General features: G+C 65.2%; 20 protein-coding genes. 14 read left to right on the top strand and 6 right to left on the bottom strand.

The window, feature by feature from the left end:
- The first annotated feature begins 16 nt into the window (after window positions 1–16).
- From grxC to VGV07_RS00585, 3 genes are read left to right on the top strand one after another with little or no spacing between them, the layout of a single operon-like run.
- Window positions 17–271 (top strand): glutaredoxin 3, encoded by a 255-nt coding sequence (grxC, locus tag VGV07_RS00595; RefSeq protein WP_326866728.1) that lies wholly within the window; start codon window positions 17–19, stop codon window positions 269–271.
- A gap of 10 nt (window positions 272–281) precedes the next feature.
- Complete coding sequence (locus tag VGV07_RS00590; RefSeq protein ID WP_326866727.1) at window positions 282–1,145, top strand: carbon-nitrogen hydrolase family protein; 864 nt, start codon at window positions 282–284, stop codon at window positions 1,143–1,145.
- Window positions 1,142–1,567 carry a DUF1178 family protein gene (locus tag VGV07_RS00585; protein ID WP_326866726.1) on the top strand — a complete coding sequence of 142 codons (426 nt, stop codon included), beginning with the start codon at window positions 1,142–1,144 and terminating at the stop codon, window positions 1,565–1,567. The genes VGV07_RS00590 and VGV07_RS00585 overlap by 4 nt, the downstream gene beginning before the upstream one ends.
- On the opposite strand, the gene VGV07_RS00580 is transcribed toward VGV07_RS00585, so the two are convergent.
- A complete protein-coding gene (locus VGV07_RS00580; protein WP_326866725.1) occupies window positions 1,564–2,079 on the bottom strand; it encodes a sigma-70 family RNA polymerase sigma factor in 516 nt (171 codons plus the stop codon). The genes VGV07_RS00585 and VGV07_RS00580 overlap by 4 nt on opposite strands.
- Complete coding sequence (locus VGV07_RS00575; protein WP_326866723.1) at window positions 2,076–2,402, bottom strand: DUF2892 domain-containing protein; 327 nt, start codon at window positions 2,400–2,402, stop codon at window positions 2,076–2,078. Before VGV07_RS00575 ends, VGV07_RS00580 begins: the two co-directional genes overlap by 4 nt.
- 110 nt (window positions 2,403–2,512) lie before the next feature.
- Between VGV07_RS00575 and VGV07_RS00570 the strand changes: the two genes are divergently transcribed.
- Entirely contained in the window at window positions 2,513–2,758 is a 246-nt protein-coding gene (locus tag VGV07_RS00570; protein ID WP_326866722.1) for a hypothetical protein, read from the top strand.
- Between the two features lie 8 nt (window positions 2,759–2,766).
- Here the strand turns inward: VGV07_RS00570 and ubiG are convergent, their stop codons facing one another.
- Together ubiG and VGV07_RS00560 are read right to left on the bottom strand one after the other, a co-directional pair.
- Entirely contained in the window at window positions 2,767–3,504 is a 738-nt protein-coding gene (gene ubiG / locus VGV07_RS00565; protein WP_326866721.1) for a bifunctional 2-polyprenyl-6-hydroxyphenol methylase/3-demethylubiquinol 3-O-methyltransferase UbiG, read from the bottom strand.
- An 18-nt stretch (window positions 3,505–3,522) separates the two neighbouring features.
- Window positions 3,523–3,936, bottom strand: coding sequence for a nuclear transport factor 2 family protein (locus tag VGV07_RS00560; RefSeq protein WP_326866720.1), 414 nt, complete (start codon window positions 3,934–3,936; stop codon window positions 3,523–3,525).
- Between the two features lie 133 nt (window positions 3,937–4,069).
- On the opposite strand from VGV07_RS00560, the gene VGV07_RS00555 reads away from it, so the two are divergent.
- The 6 genes from VGV07_RS00555 to clpB all read left to right on the top strand — a co-directional run bounded on the left by VGV07_RS00555 (window position 4,070) and on the right by clpB (window position 13,637).
- Complete coding sequence (locus tag VGV07_RS00555; protein ID WP_326866719.1) at window positions 4,070–5,341, top strand: aspartate kinase; 1,272 nt, start codon at window positions 4,070–4,072, stop codon at window positions 5,339–5,341.
- A 65-nt stretch (window positions 5,342–5,406) separates the two neighbouring features.
- On the top strand, window positions 5,407–7,671 hold the full coding sequence (gene ptsP, locus VGV07_RS00550) for a phosphoenolpyruvate--protein phosphotransferase (RefSeq protein WP_326866718.1): 2,265 nt from the start codon (window positions 5,407–5,409) through the stop codon (window positions 7,669–7,671).
- Window positions 7,672–7,862: 191 nt separating this feature from the next.
- Window positions 7,863–8,939 (top strand): peptide chain release factor 1, encoded by a 1,077-nt coding sequence (gene prfA, locus VGV07_RS00545; RefSeq protein ID WP_326866717.1) that lies wholly within the window; start codon window positions 7,863–7,865, stop codon window positions 8,937–8,939.
- Window positions 8,940–8,947: 8 nt separating this feature from the next.
- Window positions 8,948–9,799 (top strand): peptide chain release factor N(5)-glutamine methyltransferase, encoded by an 852-nt coding sequence (gene prmC / locus VGV07_RS00540; RefSeq protein WP_326866716.1) that lies wholly within the window; start codon window positions 8,948–8,950, stop codon window positions 9,797–9,799.
- A 315-nt stretch (window positions 9,800–10,114) separates the two neighbouring features.
- The gene (locus VGV07_RS00535; RefSeq protein WP_326866715.1) at window positions 10,115–10,783 is read left to right on the top strand and encodes a DUF4167 domain-containing protein; all 669 of its coding nucleotides are present in this window, start codon (window positions 10,115–10,117) and stop codon (window positions 10,781–10,783) included.
- A gap of 232 nt (window positions 10,784–11,015) precedes the next feature.
- Window positions 11,016–13,637 carry an ATP-dependent chaperone ClpB gene (gene clpB / locus VGV07_RS00530; protein WP_326866713.1) on the top strand — a complete coding sequence of 874 codons (2,622 nt, stop codon included), beginning with the start codon at window positions 11,016–11,018 and terminating at the stop codon, window positions 13,635–13,637.
- 270 nt (window positions 13,638–13,907) lie between these two features.
- Here clpB and VGV07_RS00525 read toward each other — a convergent pair whose 3' ends face one another.
- Window positions 13,908–15,437 carry a hypothetical protein gene (locus VGV07_RS00525; RefSeq protein WP_326866712.1) on the bottom strand — a complete coding sequence of 510 codons (1,530 nt, stop codon included), beginning with the start codon at window positions 15,435–15,437 and terminating at the stop codon, window positions 13,908–13,910.
- Window positions 15,438–15,625: 188 nt separating this feature from the next.
- On the opposite strand from VGV07_RS00525, the gene cls reads away from it, so the two are divergent.
- The 4 genes from cls (at window position 15,626) to VGV07_RS00505 (ending at window position 20,883) form a co-directional block, all read left to right on the top strand.
- Complete coding sequence (cls, locus tag VGV07_RS00520; protein WP_326866711.1) at window positions 15,626–17,062, top strand: cardiolipin synthase; 1,437 nt, start codon at window positions 15,626–15,628, stop codon at window positions 17,060–17,062.
- 119 nt (window positions 17,063–17,181) lie between these two features.
- Window positions 17,182–18,867 carry an alpha/beta hydrolase gene (locus VGV07_RS00515; RefSeq protein ID WP_326866710.1) on the top strand — a complete coding sequence of 562 codons (1,686 nt, stop codon included), beginning with the start codon at window positions 17,182–17,184 and terminating at the stop codon, window positions 18,865–18,867.
- A gap of 82 nt (window positions 18,868–18,949) precedes the next feature.
- Window positions 18,950–19,294 (top strand): VOC family protein, encoded by a 345-nt coding sequence (locus tag VGV07_RS00510; protein WP_326866709.1) that lies wholly within the window; start codon window positions 18,950–18,952, stop codon window positions 19,292–19,294.
- A gap of 80 nt (window positions 19,295–19,374) precedes the next feature.
- Window positions 19,375–20,883 carry an MFS transporter gene (locus tag VGV07_RS00505; protein ID WP_326866708.1) on the top strand — a complete coding sequence of 503 codons (1,509 nt, stop codon included), beginning with the start codon at window positions 19,375–19,377 and terminating at the stop codon, window positions 20,881–20,883.
- A gap of 166 nt (window positions 20,884–21,049) precedes the next feature.
- Here the strand turns inward: VGV07_RS00505 and VGV07_RS00500 are convergent, their stop codons facing one another.
- Entirely contained in the window at window positions 21,050–23,014 is a 1,965-nt protein-coding gene (locus VGV07_RS00500) for a M23 family metallopeptidase (protein ID WP_326866707.1), read from the bottom strand.
- Between the last annotated feature and the right edge of the window lie 950 nt (window positions 23,015–23,964).

Below are 23,964 nucleotides of genomic sequence, written 5' to 3'. Positions count from 1 at the left end.
CGTTTTTGTAGGCGAGATGAAAAAGGTAGAAATCTATACGACCCAGTGGTGCCCCTATTGCCATGCAGCCAAGTCGCTGCTGGACGAAAAGGGCGTGAGCTACGAGGAGGTCGATGCCGACGATCCCGACGTGCGGATGGCGATGGTGCAGCGCGCCAATGGCCGGCGCACCGTGCCGCAGATCTTCGTCGGCGAGACCCATGTGGGCGGCTATGACGACATGGCGGCGCTCGACCGGCGCGGCCAGCTCGATCCGCTGCTAGCCAACTAGGACTCACCCGATGCGCGTCGCCGCCCTGCAGATGACCTCAGGTACCCAGCCGGGCCCCAACCTCGACCAGCTCGAGCGGTTGGCCGGCGAGGCGGCCGGGCAGGGCGCGACGTATCTGTTGTCGCCCGAGGTCTCGGTGGTGTTTGCCGAGAACCGCGACGGGCTGAAAGCGGTGGCCGGACCGTGGGAGAACAACCCTGCCATTGCGCGTGTCGGCGAGATCGCCAGGCGGCTCGGCGTCAGCCTGCATCTTGGTTCGCTCGCTGTGGCGCTGCCTGACGGGCGCTTCGCCAACCGCTCGGTGCTGTTCCGCCCGGATGGCTCGGTCGGCGCGAGCTATGACAAGATCCATCTGTTCGATGCGACGCTGCCCGGCCTCAGGACCTATCGCGAGAGCGAGACCTATGCCGGAGGCGACGCCGCGGTGGTAACCGATGCGCCCGGTTTCAGGCTCGGCATGACCATCTGCTACGATGTGCGCTTTCCGGCGTTGCACCGGGCGCTGGCGGAAGCCGGAGCACAGGTGCTCGCCGTGCCGGCCGCGTTCACGGTGCCGACTGGCGAGGCCCATTGGGAAGTGCTGCTCAGGGCCCGGGCCATCGAGACCGGCTCGTGGGTGATCGCTGCGGCGCAAGCCGGCGCGCACGAGAATGGCCGTTCCACCTGGGGCCATTCGATGATCATCGACCCCTGGGGGCGGATCGTTGCCCAACTCGGCGGTGAAGGTCCCGGCGTCGCCATTGCCGACATCGAGCTATCAGCAGTGGATGAAGCGCGCGGCAAGGTTCCAGCGCTTGCCAACGCACGCCGGTTTTCGCTAACCCTCGGCGCTTCGGGCCCGACGGTATTCGCCCGAGAGGACGTATCGGCGTGATCAGCTATTCGCTCATCTGTGACAGATCCCACAAGTTCGACGCCTGGTTCAAAAGCGCCGAAGCCTATGACGAGCAAGCCGGGCGCGGCATCGTCACCTGCCCGATCTGCAATTCGGTGAAGGTGGAGAAAGCGCTGATGGCGCCGGCGGTGTCGCGGATGAACTCGGACAAGGTGTCGCTGTCGAGCGGCCATCCGCAACAGGCCGAGATCCGCGAAATGCTGCGGGTGATGCGCAAGAAGGTCACCAGCGAGGCCGACTATGTCGGCGACAGGTTCGCCGAGGAAGCCCGCAAGATCCACTTCAAGGAAGCCGATCCGCGCGGCATCTATGGCGAAGCGACCCGCGACGAGGTGGCCGAACTGATCGACGATGGCGTCGATTTCCTGCCGCTGCCGCATGTGCCGGACGAAGCGAACTAGGCCCGCAGATACTCCCGCAACAGTAGACGCGCCCGGTGCAGCCGGGCTTTGACCGATTCTCGCGTCGTGGCGAGGTGATTGGCGATCTCATCGATCGTCAACTCCTCCATGTCGCGCAGCAGCACGACCTCGCGATAGTGCTGCGGCAGCGACTGGATGGCGGCTGCGAGGTCGAGGCGCAGTTCTAGCTCCGGGCGGGTCGACAGCCGCATGTCGTCGGCGACCGTTTCGATCGGCTCGCCGGTCAGGTGCCGCGCCAGCCGGGCGCATTCCCGCCGAACCACAGCGTAGAGCCAGCTGGAGAAGGCCGATACGGCCCTGAGGCTGCCGATCTTGCGGTGCAGAAGGCAGAGCGCGTCCTGCACGGCGTCATCGACATCGGCGGTCTTGCAACTGGCCCGGGCGTAGCGCCGGAGGTCGGGTTGCGCGACCGCCAGCAGCTTCGCGATGGCGTCACGATCACCATCTCGCGCCGAGATGATCAACTGCTCGCGGGCGCGTTGCCAGGTCACGATCGGGGGTCTTTCACTGGTTTCCGGCCAAGCATCGCACAGGCCGGGCAGTAGCCGAAGAAGCCGGTCAGGATGACATAGATGCCCATCAGGGCAAGGCCATAGCCGAGCCAATCGCCTGGCAGACCAACCAGCCCATAGCCGATCATTGCCGCTCCCGCGATCACGCGGACAACTTGCTCCCAGGCGAAAACATTCTTGCGGTACAGCATCTGGTTCTCCGATCGCCGCCCATGAAGGGCGGCATATCGAGAAGAGGCGCCGAGCCGCCAAAACGGTTCGCGATCGAGCGATTTTCTTGCAGGAGGGGTGGTTTCGATCAAATCCGATCTGCTGAACGCCAGCCGAACAAGCCGGTTCAGTCACCGTTCAAGCCACCAGATGCAGGTTGGCCTCCAGAAACGGCGCTTCGGGCGCCACGACGGAGGATAGAATGCACCATTCCACCCTTACACCCGCGGCCACCGCCACCGGCGGCGCCATCCGCGCCGTGATGAGTGACGCAGCTTCGGCCGCGCTGAAGGCCCTGAAGCCGTTCGATGTCGCCATCGAAGACGCGCTCGACCGCACCTATGGCGTCGGCCGCTGGTTCCTCTTCTGGGACGAAGACCTGGCGGGTCATCCGATCCGCGGCACCATTACGCTCGCTTATGGGCGCGAGACGCTGGTCATCGGCTGATCGGTGCGTCAGGCGGGCTTTGCCGCCAGCACCATGTAGTTGACGCCCAGATCGCGGCTCGGCCGCCACTCGTCGGCCAGCGGATGGAACACCACGCCGGTCTTGTCGATGACCTTGAGTCCGTTGCGCGCGCAGAGCGCCGAGATTTCGTCCGGCGTCAGGAATTTGCTGAAGTCATGCGTGCCCCTGGGCAGCCAGCCCAGCACGTATTCCGCCCCCACGATGGCCAGCGCATAGGCGCGCGGCGTGCGGTTGATGGTGGCGGTGAACATCAGCCCGCCCGGTCTCACGAGGCTGGCGCAGCTCTTCATGTAGAGCGGCACGTTGTCGACGTGCTCCACCACTTCCATGTTCAGCACCACATCGAACCGCTCGCCCGAGGCATCGAGCGCTTCAGCGGTCACGGCGCGGTAGTCGATCGCGAGCCCAGACTGCTCGGCGTGATGCTGGGCGATGCGGATGTTCTTTTCGCCGGCATCGATCCCCACCATCGTCGCGCCGAGCCGGGCCAGCGGCTCGCTCAACAGCCCGCCGCCGCAGCCGATATCGAGGATGCGCACGCCTTCGAGCGGCCGGCGCACCGTGCTGTCCTTGCCGAAATGGGCGATGACCTTGTCTCGCACATAGCCCAGCCGCACAGGGTTGAACTTGTGCAACGGCTTGAACTTGCCCTTGGGATCCCACCATTCATCCGCCATGGCGGCAAACTTGGCGATCTCGTCGGGGTTGATGGTGGTGTCGGTCATACCTGATATATCCGCCGCTCAGGCACCGGCCGCAAGGGGACGCATCGGCGCAGCCTGGCTTTGTGGCTCCGAGCCATGGAACAGCTCCCAGAACCAGTCGTCGCCCTCGGCGACGAGCACCGCCGAAAGCCGGTAGGGCAGGCGGTTCGAGCCGCCGGCTCGCTCCACCACCGCATGACCCTCGCCGAAAAGCCAGACGCGCTGGGTGTCGCCGCCGCTATGGAGCAACGGAAAATCCCACCATACCGTGTAGTCCCGCCCGTGGATGCCCGCGAACAGGGCTGCGATCGCCTTGCTGCCGTGGGCGATCTCGTTCGCCTCCGAACCGACAAGCAGCGCATGCGGCACAAACAGGTCGGCGACCGCCGCGTCCCTGTCTCGCATTCGCCGATTGATTACCTCCAGCGCCTGCCGCGCGATCTCGACCGTCATAGCGCCCCCTCCCATATGCCCCAACCTATAGCCGGCGGCTCGGAGTTGATAACCCCCGCCATTTATGGCATGTCCCCGGCCGAATTCTGAGCGTACCGGCGGGTTCAGCCGGGCAACAGTCGGGGTAGGGGCCTTGGGCCGTATCGTAGTCAAGTTCGGCGGCACCTCGGTCGCCACGGTCGAGCGCATCCGTCAGGCGGCGCTGCATGTGAAGCGGGAAGTCGATGCCGGCAACCAAGTTGCCGTGGTGGTTTCGGCGATGTCGGGCAAGACCAACGAGCTGGTCGGCTGGGTCAACGAAGCATCGAAACTGCACGATGCGCGCGAGTACGATGCGGTGGTCGCCTCGGGCGAGCAGGTGACGGCCGGGCTGATGGCGGTGGTGCTGAGCGAGATGGGCATTCCGTCGCGCTCGTTCCAGGGCTGGCAGGTACCGATCAAAACCGATGACGCGCATGGCGCGGCCCGGATCGTCGAAATCGATCCGACCGAACTCGAAAAGCGCTTCGCCGATGGCGTGGTGCCTGTCATCACCGGGTTCCAGGGCGTTGCGCCGTCGGGCCGGGTCACGACGCTCGGTCGTGGCGGCTCCGATACCAGCGCCGTGGCGGTAGCCGCCGCGGTGAAGGCCGATCGCTGCGACATCTACACCGATGTCGATGGCGTCTACACCACCGACCCGCGCATCACCCCCAAGGCCAAGCGGCTCAGCAAGATCTCGTTCGAAGAGATGCTGGAAATGGCCTCGCTCGGCGCCAAGGTGCTGATGATCCGCTCGGTCGAGATGGCGATGGCGCACAAGGTGCGGCTCACCGTCCGCTCAACTTTCGACGATCCGAATGCGCCGCAGATCGCGCCGGACGGCACGCCGGGGGTACCCGGCACAATCGTATGCGATGAGGAAGAGATCATGGAAAAGCAGATCGTTTCGGGCGTCACCCTGGCGCGCGCCGAATCCAAGATCACGCTACGCGACGTGAAGGACCGGCCGGGCGTCGCCGCGGCGATCTTCGGGGCACTCAGTGACGAATCCATCGTCGTCGACATGATCGTGCAGAACGTCTCCGAGGACGGCTCGACCACCGACATCACCTTCACGGTGCCCGATGCCGAGCACGACAAGGCAGTGAAGGCGCTGAAGGCGGCAGGCGAAGCCGGCCGCTTCGAGTACCGCACGCTGACCAGCGCCAAGGGCGGCGCCAAGGTTTCGGTGGTTGGGGTGGGTATGCGCAACCATGCGGGCGTCGCGGCCTCGATGTTCAAGGCACTGGCCGACAAGTCGATCAACATCCAGCTGATCACCACCTCGGAAATCAAGACCTCGGTGCTGATCGATGACGAGTATGCCGAACTTGCGGTTCGCGCGCTCCATACGTATTACGGGTTGGACAAGCAGGACGCCTGAGACGCCTAGACCCCGGTCACGGCGCCGCTGGCGATAGGGCGGCGCCGGGCCGCCAGGCGGGAACGATGGCCATAGCGATCAGCGGGCCGCGCGTGCTGTTGAAGCAATTGCGCGAAACCATGGCGGAGCCGCTGGCTTCGCAGGCTCGGCTCGACAAGATCGTCAGTCTGATCGCCGACAACATGCACGCGGACGTCTGCTCGTTCTACGTGCTGCGCGATGACGGGGCGCTGGAGCTGTTCGCCACGCGCGGCCTCGCCTCTAGCGCGGTGCATATGACGACGCTGCGACTGGGCGAAGGCCTTGTCGGCCTCATCGCGGCGCAGGCCGAGCCGCTGAGCCTCGATAACGCACCCGCCCACCCCGCCTTCGCCTACCGGCCGGAGACCGGCGAAGATCCGTTCCAGGCCTTTCTCGGCGTGCCGGTGCTGCGCGCCGGGCAGACGCTGGGCGTGCTGGTGGTGCAGAACCGCGATTCGCACGCCTATGGCGAAGACGAGATCGAGGCGATGCTGACCACGGCGACGCTGCTCGCCGAGATGATGTCGACCGCCGATTTCGATGCACTGATCAAGCCGGGACAGGATATCGACCTCAGGCGGCCACGCAGCTTCGAGGGGAACGGCTTCACCGACGGTGTGGCGCTCGGCAAGGTGGTGCTGCACGACCCGCGCGTCGTCGTCACCAACTTCGTCGCCGAGGATACCGAGGTCGAACTGAAGCGCCTGTCGGATGCGCTCGACCGGATGCGGCTATCGATCGACCAGATGCTCAGCCATGGCGACATGCAGTCGTTCTCCGATCATCGCGAGATCCTCGAGAGCTACCGGATGTTCGCCAATGATCGCGGCTGGGTCGATCGGCTGACCGAGGCGATCAATAACGGCCTCACCGCCGAGGCGGCAGTGGAGCGGGTGCAGAACGATACCCGCGCCCGGATGATGCGGTCGACCGACCCCTATATCAAGGATCGGCTGCACGACCTCGACGATCTCGCCAACCGGCTGCTGCGCGTCCTCACCGGCGACGGCGCGACCGGCAAGAAGGACCTGCCCGAGAACGCGATCCTGGTTGCCCGCAACATGGGGCCGGCCGACCTGCTCGAATACGACCGGACCCGGCTCAGGGCGGTGGTGCTGGAGGAGGGGGCCGCCATCTCGCATGTGGCGATCGTCGCCAAGTCGCTGGGATTGGTGGCGGTGGGGCAGGCCGAGAATATCGTCTCGATGTCGGAATCGGGCGACGACATCATTGTCGATGGCCCGCAGGGCACAGTCTACCTGCGGCCGACCCCGGATATGATCCAGGTCTATGTCGACAAGGTGCGGCTGGGGGCCAAGCGCCGCGCACATTACCTCGAGCTCAAGGACAAGCCGGCCATCACCAGAGATGGCCACGAGATCACGCTGCTCCACAACTCGGGCATCGTCGCCGACCTGCCGATGCTGCAGGATACCGGTGCCTCGGGTGTCGGGCTGTTCCGCACGGAACTGCAATTCATGATCGCCTCGCGGCTGCCGCGGTTGAAGGAGCAGGTCGAGCTCTATGCCGAGGCGATCCGGCTCACCGAAGGCAAGCCGATCGTCTTCCGCCTGCTCGATATCGGCGGCGACAAGGTGATCCCGTATTTGCGCTACGAAGCCGAAGAGAACCCGGCCATGGGCTTCCGCTCGCTGCGCCTGGCGCTCGACCGGCAGGGGCTGTTGCGCATCCAGATCCGCGCGTTGCTGCAGGCCGCCAATGGCGGGCCGATGAAGATCCTCGTCCCCATGGTCACCGATGCATGGGAGTTCCGGCAGACCCGGCTGGTGGTCAACAAGGAACTCGAGCGCATGAAGCATGCCGGCCAGACGGTGCCGAGCAAGCTCGAACTGGGCGCCATGATCGAGGTGCCGTCGCTCTTGTGGGAGCTCGACCAGGTGCTGCCGGAGGCGGATTTCGTTTCGATCGGCTCCAACGACCTGGTGATGTTCTTGACCGCCGCCGATCGCGGCAACAAGCGGGTCGCGAAGTCCTACGATCCGATCGCACTGCCGCGGCTACGGGCGCTCAAGCACATCGTCGACATGGCCAAGCGCTACAACGTGCCGCTCACCATGTGCGGCGAACTCGCCGGTCGCACCGTCGAAGCCCTGGCGCTCCTGTCGATCGGCATGACCAAGCTGTCGATGAGCCCGCCTTCGATCGGCCCGATCAAGGAAATGATCCTCGGCACCGAGCTCACTCCGATTCGCAATTCCATCTCCGCCGCCCTGCTAGAAGGGGCGCACGGCCCCAGTATCCGCGAGCTGCTGCTCGAGTGGGCCGGCCGGCAGGGGCTGGTGATCTAGCCTTCGATGTCCTCTGAACCGGAAGGCCCCCTCACCCGGCGCTACGCGCCGACCTCTCGCCCAGAGGGAGAGGTGCGATGGGGCACGATCTGGCCGCATCACCACCTCTCCCTGGGGGGAGAGGTCGGAAGGCGCAGCCTTCCGGGTGCGGGGGCCTTGACCCGGCAGCAATACGGAACTAGCGCAGCCTGATGGCTTCCCTTCCCCAAGACAAGCTCGATGCGTTGACCAAGCGCTTTGATTCGATCGAGGCAGCCTTGTCGTCTGGTCCCTCGGCCGAACAGTTCGTCAAACTGAGCAAGGAGTATGCCGAGCTCGAGCCGGTGGTGCGGCCGATCCAAGCGTACCAGAAGCTCTTGGCCGATCTCGAATCGGCGGAAGAGCTGGCGAATTCCGGCGACAAGGAAATGGCCGAGATGGCGGCTGCCGAGATCGGCGAGCTGAAGCCGAGGATCGAGCAGGCGGTGGCCGAAATCCGCATCCTGTTGCTGCCCAAGGATGCCGCGGACGAGAAAAGCGTCATCCTCGAAGTGCGCGGCGGTACCGGCGGTGACGAAGCGGCTCTGTTCGCCGGGGACCTGTTGCGGATGTACCAGCGTTATGCGGACCTGCAGGGCTGGAAGTTCAGCCTGATGGAAGAAAGCCCGGGCGAAGTCGGCGGCTACAAGGAAGTGGTGGCCAACATCACCGGCAGGGGCGTCTACGCCAAGCTGAAGTTCGAAAGCGGCGTGCACCGGGTGCAGCGCGTGCCGGCGACGGAAACCCAGGGCCGCATCCACACTTCGGCGGCGACCGTGGCGGTGCTGCCGGAAGTCGAGGCGATCGACATCGACATCAAGCCCGAGGATATCCGGATCGATACCATGCGTTCGTCCGGCGCCGGCGGCCAGCACGTCAACACCACCGACTCGGCGGTGCGCATCACCCACCTGCCGTCGGGCATCGTGGTGACGGCGAGCCAGAAGAGCCAGCACCAGAACCGCGCCACTGCCATGAAGGTGTTGCAGGCCCGGCTCTATGAAGAGCAGCGCAATGCCCGCGACACCGCGCGGTCGGAAGCGCGCAAGGAACAGGTGGGCTCGGGCGATCGCTCGGAGCGCATCCGCACTTACAACTTTCCGCAGGGACGGGTGACCGATCACCGGATCAACCTGACGCTCTACAAGCTCGACAAGGTGATCGCCGGCGATGCGCTGGATGAACTGATCTCGGCGTTGATCACTGAAAACCAGGCGGCGCAGCTCGCCGCGATGGAGGGGATTTCCTGACACTGAACGTGGGCGCAGCATGGCGGGGGATACGCGACCTGTTCCGTAAGGCCGGCATCGACACGGCGGAACTGGATGCGCGGCTATTCGCCGAAGCGGCCTTCGAGATGGATCGGCTGGAGCTGGTCAATCGCGAGCGTGAGGAAGTCCCGGCCAAGCAGCTCAAGGCGCTCGAAGCCTTTGCCGCCCGCCGCTTGAAGGGCGAGCCGGTGGTCCGCATCCTCGGCGAGAAGGAATTCTGGGGCCTGGCCTTCAAGCTCAATGCGGCGACCCTGGTGCCGCGGCCGGAAACCGAGCTCCTGGTCGAGCGCGGCCTCGAGGTGATCGGCGCGCTGGACGGAGCGAGGATCCTCGATCTCGGCACCGGCACAGGCTGCATCCCGATTGCCCTGCTCACCGAATATTCCGATGTCAGCGCGGTGGCGGTCGACCTTGCCGCCGAGGCCCTGGAGATGGCGCGCTTCAACGCCAACCGGCACGGTGTCGGCAAGCGCCTGAGCACGCTCAAGGGCTCGTGGTTCGATCTGCTTGAGCCGGGCGAGCGCTTCGACCTCATCACCTCCAACCCGCCCTATATCGAGACCTCTGTGATATCAGGGCTGATGCCGGAGGTGCGCGAGCACGATCCGCGTCTGGCGCTCGACGGCGGGCCGGATGGACTGGCGGCCTACCGGGCGATCGCCGCTGAGGCAGGTTTGTTCCTCAAGGCCGACGGCGTGCTGCTGCTCGAAATAGGTGCCAATCAGGGCGCTGCCGTCAGCGACATCCTGGTCGGCACCGGCTTTGCCGAAGTGGAGGTCGTCCCCGATCTGAGCGGGCTCGATCGCATGGTGGTGGCGCGGCTCAACGCCAGCCCTTGAGTCTGCGTTAGGGGCTCCCATATTTTGTGCTTGGAAAGGCAGGGCGAACCATATAGGTTCCGGGTGCTGTCAACGGCGCGATCAAGATCGTACCAAGGTGACGGCCACCCGCTCATCGGCGAAGCTGCAATTGGCAGTGTTCGACTCTCGGACGAGGAACCGAGACGCCTTGATGAGCAAGAAGTGGTTCAGCACACGATAGCTCAGGTACCGCTGGAACGAGACCGCCCGCGCTTTGATACTGCGCCTGCGGCCCCCGGTACCGATGTCCCCATGTTGCCTTCAGTATTCTTTTCCAAGGCTTGAAAAGAGACGATGAGACCAAACAACCAGCAGAACAACAAGAACCGCTCCCGTGGCCGGAACAACAATGGTGGCCGCAAGCACGGCAACCCGTTGAGCCGCAATTACGAGAGCAACGGCCCGGACGTGAAGGTGCGCGGCAATGCCTCGCATATAGCGGAAAAGTACCTGCAGCTCGCCCGCGATGCACAGTCCTCCGGCGACAGCGTCATGGCCGAGAACTACCTGCAGCACGCGGAGCACTATTTCCGCATCCTCAGTGCGGCGCAGCCGCAGAACCAGCAGCGCGACCAGTTCGGGCAGCAGGCGGAAGAGGACGATTACGACGACGATTTTGCGCCGATCAACGATCGGTTCGCGTCGCCCGAGCCGCGCCAGTTCAACCAGCAGCCGCAGCAACAGCACGACCAGCAGCAGCAGCCGCAGCAGCAGCCGATCCCCGGCAGCGAGCCGGTGGTGATGGCGGTTGTCGAGACCGCCGTCGCTGCCCCCGCCCCGCAGGCGGCCGCCGAAGGCGAGGCACCGCAGGCCGAAGGCGAGCCACGCCGCCGCGATCGCCGGCCGCGTCGCCGGTCGCGCGGGCAGGGTGGCGAAGGTGGGGCCGACCCCGCCGGCGCCCCGCAGCCCGATGTCGGCGAGTTGCCGGCCTTCCTCACGGCCGGAAACCAGCCGGCCGAGTGAGCCGAAAGAACGCCTTGGAAAAAACCATGAGGCCGGGAGCAATCCCGGCCTTTTGTTTTGCCCTGGGCACCCCATATCAGCGTTGAGACCAGGGAGCGCCGCCGAGCGGGCCTCGGGTCTTGATCTGGTTCGAGCAAAGCCGCAGCGGTTTCGTTTGAGCCAAATCAACGCTTCAGGCGTTGGATGCGTGCCTCATCGAGGGCGATCCGGCGTGCCAGACGAGGAGAGTTGAATGAATATCGAAAAATACACCGAGCGCGCGCGCGGCTTCATCCAGAATGCGCAGCAGCTGGCGCTCGGCCAAGGCCACCAGCAGTTTTCGCCGGTGCATCTGCTCAAGGTGCTGCTCGACGACGAAGAGGGAATGGCTGCCGGGCTGATCGCCAAGGCGGGCGGCGACGCGCGGATTGCGCGGGCCGAAACCGAAGCGGCGCTCAAAAAGATTCCGAAGGTCTCCGGCGATGCCGGCCAGCTCTACTTGAGCCGTGAACTGGCGCGCGTCTTCGACACCGCCGAAAGCGCAGCGCAGAAGGCCGGCGATTCCTTTGTGACGGTGGAGCGGCTGCTGCTTGCCCTGACCGTCGAGAAGGATACCGATGCAGGCAAGATCCTCGCTTCGGCCGGCGTCACGCCACAGGGGCTGAACGAGGCGATCAACGAGATCCGCAAGGGTCGCACCGCCGATTCCGCTTCGGCCGAAAACAGTTATGACGCGCTGAAGAAATATGCCCGCGACCTGACCGAGGCGGCCCGCGAGGGCAAGATCGATCCGGTGATCGGCCGCGACGAGGAGATCCGCCGCACCGTGCAGGTGCTGAGCCGGCGCACCAAGAACAACCCGGTGTTGATCGGCGAGCCCGGCGTCGGCAAGACGGCCATCGTCGAAGGCCTCGCCATCCGCATCGTCAACGGCGACGTGCCGGAATCGCTGAAGAACAAGTCGCTCCTGTCGCTCGACATGGGCGCGCTGATTGCTGGCGCGAAGTATCGCGGCGAGTTCGAGGAGCGGCTGAAGGCCGTGCTCAACGAGATTTCGTCGGCCGATGGGCAGATCATCCTGTTCATCGACGAGATGCATACCCTGGTCGGCGCCGGCAAGACCGATGGCGCCATGGATGCCTCGAACCTGTTGAAGCCGGCTTTGGCCCGTGGCGAGCTCCACTGCGTCGGCGCGACGACGCTCGACGAGTACCGCAAGCACGTCGAAAAGGACGCGGCGCTCGCCCGCCGGTTCCAGCCGGTGTTCGTCGACGAGCCGACGGTCGAGGATACGATCTCGATCCTGCGTGGGTTGAAGGAGAAGTACGAGCTGCACCACGGCATCCGGATTTCGGATTCGGCGCTGGTGGCGGCATCGACGCTGTCCAACCGCTACATCGCCGACCGGTTTCTGCCCGACAAGGCCATCGACCTTGTCGACGAGGCGGCGGCGCGGCTGCGCATGGCGGCGGAATCGAAGCCCGAAGAGCTCGACGAACTCGATCGCCGCATCATGCAGCTGAAGATCGAGCGCGAGGCGCTGAAGAAGGAAACCGACGAAGGCTCGAAGACCCGGCTCGGCCGCCTCGAGCAGGAGCTTGCCGATCTCGAGGAGCAGGCCAATGCGCTGACGGCGCGCTGGCAGGCCGAGAAGGAGCGCATGCAGGGCAGCCAAAAGCTCAAGGAAGAGCTCGACAAGGCCCGCACCGATCTCGAACTGGCGCAGCGCACCGGCAACCTCGCCAAGGCAGGTGAACTCGCCTATGGGGTGATCCCCGATCTCGAAAAGCGCATCAAGGCAGCCGACGACCCCGATGGCGACGGCAAGGTCGACAATCCGATGGTCGAGGAAGTGGTGATGCCGAGCCATATCGCCGGCGTTGTCAGCCGCTGGACTGGCATCCCGGTCGACCGCATGCTGGAAGGCGAGCGCGAGAAGCTGCTCGGCATGGAAAAGGAACTCGGCAAGCGGGTCATCGGCCAGGCCGAAGCGGTGGAAGCCGTGGCGAAAGCGGTGCGCCGGGCCCGGGCCGGCCTGCAGGATCCGAACCGGCCGATCGGCTCGTTCATGTTCCTCGGGCCAACCGGCGTCGGCAAGACCGAGCTCACCAAGAGCCTCGCGCAGTTCCTGTTCGACGACGAACATGCGCTGGTGCGGCTCGACATGAGCGAGTTCATGGAAAAGCACTCGGTCGCCCGGCTGATCGGCGCCCCTCCGGGCTATGTCGGTTACGACGAAGGCGGGGTGCTGACCGAGGCGGTGCGTCGCCGGCCCTACCAGGTGGTGTTGTTCGACGAGATCGAGAAGGCACATCCTGATGTGTTCAACGTGCTGCTCCAGGTGCTCGACGACGGGCGGCTGACGGACGGGCAGGGGCGGACGGTCGACTTCCGCAACACGCTGATCATCATGACCTCGAACCTGGGGTCGGAATACCTGATCAACCTCAAGGATGGCGAGTCGGTCGAACTGGTGCGCGGCAAGGTGCTGGACGTGGTGAAGGCCTCGTTCCGGCCGGAGTTCCTCAACCGGATCGATGACATCATCGTCTTCCACCGGCTGCAGCGCGACCACATGGGAGCCATCGTCGACATCCAGCTCGGTCGCCTGCGTGGGCTGCTCAAGGAGCGCGACATCTCGCTCGAGCTCACCGATGCGGCGCGCGAGTGGCTGGCCAACGAGGGCTATGACCCGGCCTATGGCGCGCGTCCGCTGAAGCGGGTGATCCAGCGCGAAGTGCAGGATCGGCTGGCCGAGGAGATTCTCGCGGGGACCGTCAGCGACGGGCAGACCGTGGTGATCGACGCGGGCGAGGGCGGTTTGCGGCTCAGCTCAGCTGCGCCTCAAGCGCGGGGCATAGACGCCGCAGCGTAACTACGAAGGGCCGGTCCAGCGACCGGCCCTTTTCGTTGGGGCACAGGGCGTTTCGCGCGTGAGTCACACTGGCGCGGGCGTTGAGCTCAGTCCTGTACCTACTGACCCACTGCAATCACCCCACCTACGATGTCATCCCAGCGAAAGCAGGGACCCATCTCGCCGCCAGGCGCCAGCTGATCGTTGGGTCCCTGCTTTTGCAGGGATGACACCGAGGTGGTGGAGGAACCGTGCGGCCCAACGTGGTTCAGCGAAGGCCAGCAACGTTCCTTACCGTGTGCTCTCGGGAATCTTCGGCGCCACCCCGTTCATCATGTCGACCAGCACCTGGTAGACGAAATCCGGATCGCCCGTCGGCTGGTGCGGGTCGATGAGGTCGTGGCCGAGCCCGAGCGCCAGCGGCAAGCGCACCGCGTTCACCTCGGCGCCGTGCTCCTGCCAGTGCAGCACCAGCTCCTCGATCTTCAAGTTGCTCACCGCATCGTCGGCTTCGTTGAGCAGTATGCCGAGCCCCGGCGACAGCGGAGGCTTCGCCGTGGCGTCGTCCATCAGGGCGATGCTGAGGCGCAGGGCCTGGGCCAAGCCGCGGGTGGCGTAGCGCGGGTAGGCGTAGGTCATCCCGGGTGGGTTGTCGCGCGTCGCCGGATCCCACCAGACCATGGCATTTGGCGCGTTGAGCAGCAGCGCGGTTGCCGCATGGTTGGCCCAGCCGGGCACCAGGTTGGGGCTGAGGAACGGCGCGATGGCAATCGACTGGTCGGCATCGGCGCGGTGCTGGCCGATCCAGCCGGCGATGCTGCCGCCGGCCGACAGCCCCGATATCACCACCTCGTCGCCCAGCCCCTGGGCAATGTCCGTCGCCTCGTTGCCGACGGCGATCATTTCTTCGGCGGTGAGGTTGGCGAGGATCGTGCTCATCTGGTCGGCGTCGCCATGCTGCGGAATGCGCGGCAGGTAGACGTTGTAGCCCAGCGCGAACAGCCTGGCGCCGAGCTCCGCCGCCTGGGCCGGGCAGTTGGTGAGGCCGTGGAAGAATACCACGACGCGCTCGACCTTGTGGCCATGCGTCAGGAGGTTGGAGAGACAGCGTGGATTGAGTGGCAGCCTGGCTTCGTCGGTCCGTACCGCTTCGATCCGCGCTAGCGCCTCGTCGTAGCCGACGACCGGTCTACTGGCTGCGGGGTTGGCTCTCAGACTGTCGGTATCGAGCGGCAGCAGGGTCAGAACGGCGAAGGCGCCGCCCAGCGCAACGACGAGAGACAGGGCGAGCGCCGCCGCCAGCCGCGGTGCGGTGCGCCAAAAACCGCGCCGGTCATGCCGTGGAATGGTTTGGGGATGCAGGCGGTGGAGGACGAACACCAGCACGACGCCGACCATCGCGAGCGTCAGGGTCGAAGCAAAGCCGGTGCTGAGCTGGGTGATGATGGTGCGGAGCAGCACGTTGCTGCCGCGGCTGGCGTAGGTCTGCGGGTCGAGGCTGCCATGGCGCTGCAGGTCGGCCAGGGTCAGCACCACGGGATAGGAAAAGAATGCCACCAGCACGCCGGCGATGGCGCCGCGCAGCATGGTGTAGCGGCGCGGCCGGAGCAGCAGCAGCGACCAGAACAGCATGCCGGTCAGCCCGACGCCGACGAACAGCGTCAGCCAACTGACGCTGCCGCGCGGGCTCAAGGCAAGGTCGGTGATGACGAGACCGGAGAGCGGCACCGACAGCACTGCGGCGACAGCGAAGGCAAGGCCGGCGATAACGATCCACCGGCCGTGGCGTGGTGGGGGCGCTCTGCGATCCTGCTCGATCATTGCTGCGGACGATCCCCCGTCGCCGTCGGGACAACAGTGGTCTCAGTATCGGTGGCTGCATCTAAACTTGGCCGATGCTGATTGGCGACGATTTTAGTCGACTCGCAGAGCTGAACGGTCGACTTTCCTATTGAGCACAAGCCATTGTCGGGGGACGACGTACTCTTCGGGTGGTTCAGGGGGGCGGCATGGAGGGATCGACGATCGCATGGCTGCTGCTGGCGCTGGAAATCGGCCTGCAGCTGTTCTTCGTCGGCCGCGCCTTGCTCAGGCCCTATCGCGAACCGGTGTCGCGGCTCGCCTGGGTGATGGTGATCGTCGTGGCGCCGCTGATCGGGATGATCGCCTATATCCTGGTGGGCGAAACCAATATCGGCCGAACCCGCACCGCCCGGCTGCGCAAGGCTTTCGAGACGTTGCCGCCGCCGCTCGGCACCCCCGATGCCGAGGCGCAGTTGCCCGAGGGGATGCAGGCGCTGTTTCGCGCCGGAACTTCAGTGAGCGGTTATCCGCCGGTTGCCGGCAATCGCGCGCAACTGCTCGAAAGCTCGGACGCGGCGATCGAGGCGATGGTTGCCGATATCGACACCGCCACCGACCACGTGCACCTGCTGTTCTACATCTGGCTGCCTGACACCAACGGGCTGAAGATCGTCGCGGCGCTGCAGCGGGCGGCGGGCCGCGGCGTCGCCTGCCGCGTGATGGCCGACGATGTGGGCTCGCGCGCGATGATCCGCTCCGAGCACTGGCGCGCCATGCGCGAGGCAGGCGTGCAGCTGGCCCGGGCCATGCCGATCGGCAACCCACTGGTCGGGGCGTTGTGGGGGCGGCTCGATATGCGCAACCACCGCAAGATCGTGGTCATCGACAACGCCATCACCTATTGCGGCAGCCAGAACTGCGCCGATGCGGCCTTTCTGCCCAAGGCGAGGTTCGCGCCCTGGGTCGATGTGATGGTGCGGCTCGAAGGGCCGATTGCCCGGCAGAACCAGCACCTGTTCGCCTCGGACTGGATGGGTCATGGCGAAGACGACCTGACCGAATTGCTGCAGCGGCCATTGCCGCCAGCCCAGCCGGGGTTCGTCGCCCAGGTGATCGGCACCGGCGCGACGGTACGTCCCTCGGCGATGCCGGAAATCTTCGTCTCGGTGATGAACGCGGCGCGGCGCGAGCTGGTGATCACCACGCCCTATTACGTGCCCGACGAAACCATTCAGGCGGCACTGTGCGCCAGCGCCTATCGCGGTGTCGAAACCACCTTCATCGTGCCTGAGCGCAACGATTCCTGGGTGGTGGCTGCCGCGAGCCACAGCTACTACGCCGAGCTGCTCGAGGCCGGCGTGATGATCCGCGAATATCAGGGCGGGCTGCTGCACTCCAAGACCATGACGGTCGACGGCCAGCTGGCGCTGATCGGTTCGGCCAATATGGATCGGCGGAGTTTCGAGTTGAATTTCGAGAACAACATGCTGATCGCCGACAGATCGCTCACCCAGGCGTTGCGGCAGCGCCAGCAGAGCTACATCGAAGCATCGGTGCTGGTGCATGCGGCCGAGGTTGAGGCCTGGGGCGGCACGCGGCGGATCTGGAACAATACGGTGGCGATGCTCGGGCCGGTGCTCTGAGCAGTCAGCGGCAATGGTGCTAGATTGCGGGTTCAGTATTGATCGGTTGGCGGCAGCGCTCTGGCAAGTCCAGCCTTGGTCCGGGGCGCGGATGAGCGAGCGGCAGCTGGAGGAGAGACGTGCAGGTACCGGCGTGGCTGAAGCGGCTCCTCGATAGCTTCTCCGAAATGGGGCTGGTGGTCGGCTCGATCCTGTTTTCGCTGGCGCTGACTCCCTCCCTGCTGCCGCGCCAAGCGCTGATCCAGGGCCTGCTGTCGGGCTGCGCCTTCGGCATCGGCTACGGCATCGGCGTCGCGCTCGAGTGGCTCTGGAACTATATGGGCCTGCGGCTGCCGGCCTCGAGATATACGCATTGGCTGAAGATCGCGGTGACCCTCGGGTGCCTGGTACTGATGGCGGCCTGCCTCTACCAGACCACCGGTTGGCAGAATTCGGTGCGCGAGATCATGGGGATGCAGCCGGTCGAGGCCGGCCTGCCGATTTGGATCTTGTTGATCGCGCTGCTGCCGGCGGCGATCCTCATCGCGACCGGCAAGCTCCTCGCCTACGGGGTCGGTTTCTTCTCGCGCTGGCTGGTGCGCTATGTGCCGCGGCGCGTGGCGCTGGTCGGGAGCCTGGTGGTGGTCGGGATCATCGCGACCACCCTGTTCAACGGCGTGCTGCTGCGCGGCGCGCTCAGGGCTGCCGACGGGTTTTTCCTGAGGCTCGATGGCGTTGCCGGCCAGTTCGGCACGCCACCCACCGACCCCAACCGCTCGGGCAGCGCCCAATCGCTGATCGACTGGAGCAGCATCGGGCGCGACGGACGCATCTACGCCGACTCGGGTCCGACCAGGGCCGAGATCGAGGCGATCATCAGCCGGCCGGCAATGGAACCGCTGCGGGTTTCGGTGGGGCTCCGTTCGGCCGAAACCACCGAAGCGCGGGCGCAACTGGCGCTCGACGAAATGCTGCGGATCGGCGCGTTCGACCGCTCGGTGCTGCTGATCGTCACGCCGGTCGGCACCGGCTGGGTCGACCCGGCCGGGATGGATACGCTCGAGTATCTGATGGCCGGCGATGTTGCGTCGGTATCGCTGCAGTATTCCTACCTGCTGAGCCCGCTGTCGCTGGTGGTCGAGCCGGAATACGGCACCGAGGCGGCGCAGGCGCTGTTCAACGCGGTCTACGGCTACTGGACCAAACTGCCGCGCGACAAACGGCCAAAGCTCTATCTCAACGGCCTCAGCCTCGGCGCCCATGCCTCGCAGGCCTCGACGCCATTCTTCGATGTGCTGCAGGATCCGTTCCAGGGGGCGCTGTGGGTTGGCCCGCCCTTCACCAGCGGCATCTGGCGCTGGGCCACCAATAACCGGCAGGCCGGCACGCCGGAATGGCTGCCCAAATTCGGCAACCAGACCACCATCCGCTTCACCAGCCAGGGCGGCGGGCTCGATATCGCGGGAGTGCCGTGGGGGCCGATGCGCATCGCCTTCCTGCAGCATGCCAGCGATCCGATCGTGTTCTTCAGCTATGCGTCGCTGCACCGCGAGCCGGACTGGCTGAAAGGCGAGCGGGGGCCAGACGTGTCGCCGATCCTCAACTGGTACCCGGTCGTCACCTTCCTGCAGCTGGGGATGGACATGGCGTTGGCGCTCGAGCCGCCGCCGGGGCATGGCCACGATTACGCGCCGGCCGACTATATCGATGCCTGGCGCGCGCTGATCGAACCGTCTGGCTGGGACGATCGGCAGATTGCCGGTCTCAAGGCGGCGATGGTCGAACGCTTCGCCCGCCTCGCTGACCAATCGGCCGTGGCAAAATGAGAGCCGGCGGCAGTTGGGTCCATGGTTGCCTGCACGATCTGGATACGATAAGAACAAAAAGAGAACAACGGGAGTTATCAAGTTGAAGCAGCGGTACCAGATCGACTACCTCGAGTTTCCGTCCACCAGCGCACAGCAGAGCCACCGCTTCTTTGCCGAAGCGTTTGGCTGGAGCTTCACGGGCTATGGCCCGTCCTATGAGGGGATCGACGATGCGGGGATCGACGCGGGCATCGACGCGAGCGAGGGGCGGACCGAAAAACCCCTGGCGGTGATCCGTACCGAGGATCTTGAGCTGGCCGAGCGCGAGGTGCTGGCGGCGGGCGGGGTGATCACCAAGGCGGCATTCGATTTCCCCGGCGGACGGCGCTTTCACTTCCGCGAGCCCGGCGGCAACGAACTCGCGGTGTGGATCGAGAAGGCGTAGGCTGGCGACGCCGCAAGGTCATGTGTCGCGCTTTCGAAAGGCTGCAACTTTCCTGAAAGCGCTCCGCCAGGGAGCCGGGGATGAACGACGTCAAATCGAGTGCTGCGCCGGCCACCTTCTGTCCGGCCGAAAGCCGCATCTATGTGCTGGTTGCGGCGATCCTTGCGTCCTCGATGGGCTTTATCGACGGCTCCGTGCTGTCGATCGCCACCCCGGCGATCCGCGCCGATCTCGGCGCCAGCCTTGCCGATGCGCAGTGGATTTCCAACGCCTATATGCTGTTTCTCGCCTCGCTGCTGCTGATCGGCGGTGCAGCGGGGGATCGCTTCGGGCTGAGGAACATCTTTGCGCTCGGCATCGTGCTGTTCGTTGCAGCATCGCTGGTCTGCGCGGTGGCACCCAACCCCGGTTTCCTGATCATCGCCCGTGCCGTGCAGGGGCTCGGCGCGGCGCTGATGGTGCCGGGGAGCCTCGCGATCATCGCCAAGGCTTATCCGCGCGAAGAGCGCGGCAAGGCCATCGGGCTGTGGTCGGCCTTCTCGTCGCTCACCACCATCCTCGGGCCGGTCGTGGGCGGGTTCGTGCTCACCACCATGGGCGATTGGAGCTGGCGGCTGGTATTCGCCATCAACCTGCCGCTCGGCGGCATCGCGCTGGCGCTGCTGTTCCTCAAGGTCCCGGTCGATCAACCGGAAGCAGGCCGGCGGCTCGATCTGGTCGGCGGGGCGCTGATCACCGTGGCGCTGCTGCTGATCGCACTCGGGCTCACCGGCACCGGCGGCAATGCGCCGGTGTTGAGCCACGTGCTGGCCTATTGCGGCATCGGCCTCATTGCGCTCCTCGCCTTCCTCTGGTGGGAAACGCGCAGCAGGGCGCCGATGCTGCCGCTCTACCACTTCAGGAACGTCGCCTTTTCGGGCGCTCAGGGACTGACCTTCGCCCTCTATTTCGCGCTCTCGGCGGTAACCTTCTTCCTGCCGATGACGCTGATCGGCGGCTGGGGCGTCACCGCTGCGGAGGTGTCGATCGCCTTCCTGCCGTTCGGCATCGCGCTCACTGTGCTCTCGCCCTATGCCGGCAGGCTTTCCGACAAGGTTGGGCCGGGGCCGATGATCACGCTCGGTGCGGTGATCGTCGCCATCGCGTTTGCACTGCTCGGGCTCCTGGCGCCGCTGCAGAATGTCTGGCTCGGGGTGCTGCCGCTCACCATCCTGATGGGACTGGGGATGAGCGCCGTGGTGTCGCCGCTGTCGACGGCGGTGATGACCTCGGTCGAGGATCGCGATACCGGGCTCGCCTCCGGAGTGAACAATGCAGTGGCGCGCGTTGCCGGCCTCCTTGCGGTGGCGCTGATGGGCGGTGTCGCGGCCTTCGTGTTCGAGCGCTCGCTCGGCGGCTTTGCCGAGCTGCCACTGTTTTTCGGCATGCAACCCGACGCTCCGCTCGCCACCGATGCCGAAACGGCGCGGCAGGGCGCCAACAACGCCGCCTTCGCCGCCATCGCCTACAGCAATGCCGGGTTGGCGCTGCTCTCGGCAGTGATCGCCTGGTTCACCCAGGAGAACAAACTGAGGAAGAAGACGGCGTAGCTGCCGCGACCACTGGGCATGGCAGCCAACCACCAGGTCACCCCCCGCGAAAGCGGGGACCTCTGTTTGAGATGGTTCAGCGCTCACCAAAACAGAGGTTCCCGCTTTCGCGGGAATGACCCTGTGGAGAAGCCCTGCAGGTAAAGTACCCGGCTGCGCGTTCGGCTTAGTTCAGTGCCGCAACCGTCATCGGGGCGGCGTCGCGCTTCATCAGGTCGCGGATCTGCGCGATGGTCTGCTCGAAATTGCCCTCGTACTGGGCGGAGAGCGACTTGTCGCGCGGCAGCTTGACGCTCAGGGGGTCGACGAAGCGGCCGTTGACCTTGATCTCGAAATGCAGGTGCGGGCCGGTGGAGTTACCGGTCGAGCCGACATAGCCGATGATCTGGCCCTGGCGCACGCGCACCCCCGGCTTGATGCCGTCGGCGATGCGGCTCTGGTGGCCATAGCCGGTCTCAAAGCCGTTCACGTGCTTGATTTCGACATACTTGCCATAGCCGGAGACCCACTGGGCCTTCTCGATCACGCCGTCGCCCGAGGCATAGATCGGTGTACCGGTCTTGGCGGCGAGATCGACGCCGGTATGCATGCGGCGCGACTTGAAGATCGGATGCACGCGATTGCCGAAGCGGCTGGCGAGGCGACCGCCGCCCTGCAGCGGCCGGCGCGTCAGGAAACGCTTTCCGGTCTCGCCGTCGGGATCGTAGAAGTCGACGGTGCCGTCATCGGTGCGGAAGCGGAACAACTCGCGCGTCGTGGTGCCGAGCTTCAGGCCGACATAAAGCAGGTCCTGATGACCGTTGGCATCCTTCTCGGTCTCGAGAATCTCGATCGAGTCGCCGGCGCTGATGCGCTTCGTCAGGTCGATGTCGTAGGCAAACATGGCGACGATGCGCGACGTGATGGCATCGTCGATGTCGTGCTTGCGCGCCGTCTCCCAGATCGAGCGGTAGACCGAGGGCAGGTTGTTGACGTTGATTTCCTCGGTGTCTTCTTCCGGGAACTCGATCTTGGGCGGTTCGAGCCCGAGCACGTAGCTGCCGCGGTCGGTGAGCGCGGCAGTCGCGGCGTGCTTGATTTCGCCGCTCTTGGGATCAGGGAAGTAGATGCTGAGCCGGTGCGGGATCAAGGTCTGCGAGTTGCGGGCCGGCCCCATCAGGATGCGCAGGCGCGCCCCACCCGGCACGTTCGCCGACGACAGCACATTCTTCAGCGTTGCCGAGACCATGTCGTAGGTCTGGTTGTCGAAGCCGTTCTTGAGCAGCGGGTCCTTCAGCGAGCCGCTCTCGCGGACCGTGACCACGCGCTCGGAGCGGCCGAGCCCGGCGTCCTCGGCCAGTTTGGTCTTGGGCAGGATCGAGACATTCTCGGCGATGCCCGAGAGGCCGCCATCGGTCACCACGCCCAGGTCGCGCAGGCCAGTGTCGGGCTGCGCGTAGGCCAGCGCCACCTCGCCTTCGCCGCCACCCTCGGCAAACAGGTTTTCGACCGTCGAGCGGACGAAGTCCGAGGCGCTCTTGTCGGAGATGGCCGGAGCCGGAACGAAGCTCGCGGGCAGGGCTGCCGTCTTGATCTGCACCTCGCCTTCGACCTCGGCGCCATAGATGTCGGGGTTGGCGACATCGTCGCCATCGGCCACCACCGGCTGGCTGGCGTCGATCATCGCCACCGGATCGTAGTCGGGAATATCGTTGGACAGCGCCGTGGCCGCGGTGGCGAGCGTGGCGCGGACCCGCACGAAGGGTTGCTTCCTGATCAGGGCGCGGCCGTCGACATTCTCGCGAATGGAGGCCTCGACGATCTCGAGCTCGGAGCGGGTCTTGGCCACCGGGCGCACGCGATCGCCCTTTACCTGCGAGTCGACCGCCGTCTCGGTCGGCTTGGTGATCAACTGCAGCGCTTCATAGGCGGTGGAGAAGGTGTCCTGGCCTTCGAACGAAACATAAAGCGCGGCGCCCATCAGCAGCACGGACGTGAGGCCGGTCATCACCGTGCCGGTCAGCCAGGCGAAGCTCAGCTCACGGCCATGCGGAATCTCGCCATCGGTGGATTGCACGGTCAGCGCCGGACCATCCTCGAAGCCGCTGGCTTTGAGAAGCGCGGCGGTGCGATTGCGTTGTGCTGGGTTCAACCCTGTTCGCCTGCTGCCTATTGCCGAAGTCTCGGCGCCCCATTGGTCACAAGTGCCGCGCGCTTGGGCGCGAGTCAACTCATTGGCTCAGGCCTAGGTGCGGGGACAATACGGCAAAACTAGGCCTCGGTGGGTTGGAGGAGGCACCGGTTCCGACAATGCACCGAACAAACCGGCCACCCGATTCACCGCGGGAGCGGAAGATTCGCGCTTGCCTGGACCTCCAGGAAGGATTTCCACAGGGGGTGAATCACTGTCCGGGGGGTCTTGAACTCCCAGATTGCGAACACCAGATGACAGTCCTCGCGCGCACGTGCTATATACCCGGCTAACGGGTTGGACGGTGGTCCGGACGGGTGTCCGCGAAAAATGTCAGATTCGTCATTTTGGGCTGTTGACACCTCGAAGGGGTCGCCCCTATAACCCGCCCATCGCTGCAGACCGCGGTGCCGGAAACGACGCCAAAGACTGAAGCAAGCCTCTGAAATCACTAAGTGATTGGCGATTTCAGGTTTTCAGAATTCGGTCTTCCGAAAGTTGAAAATGGGGTGTTGACAGACGAAAACGTCTCGAATACAACCCGCCCCGCTGACGACGCCGAGCACTAGCTGCTCCCACTGATCAGCGATTACTGAAAGGGCAGAACTGCTGCCGGGCAACCGGAGAGAGGTTTCTGTTCTCTAAGGAATTCGGGAGCTTGAGGCTTCCACCGACGCCGCCGGCGAGAGCCGCATCCGGGGTCAGATCTTTGACATTGTGAAGATTGGAAGAAAGAGAAACGTGGACGGCGAGGTTCTTGCGGTCCGGTCGAAAGACTGGGCAACACGACACAATCGACGGTACGTTTCTTAGAGGTACATACCATTGCCGATGAACTTTAAGTTCGTTGGTTTAAGGTGTGTGTCCTCGTCAATTTGCATCGCAAGGTGCAAACGCAAAACGTGCAAATG

Source organism: Devosia sp. (genome assembly GCF_035944845.1).
In the GTDB taxonomy this organism is placed as follows: Bacteria; Pseudomonadota; Alphaproteobacteria; order Rhizobiales; family Devosiaceae; genus Devosia_A.
Note: the sequence above shows the minus strand (reverse complement) of the source record. Positions and strands in the feature narration are given on the sequence as shown.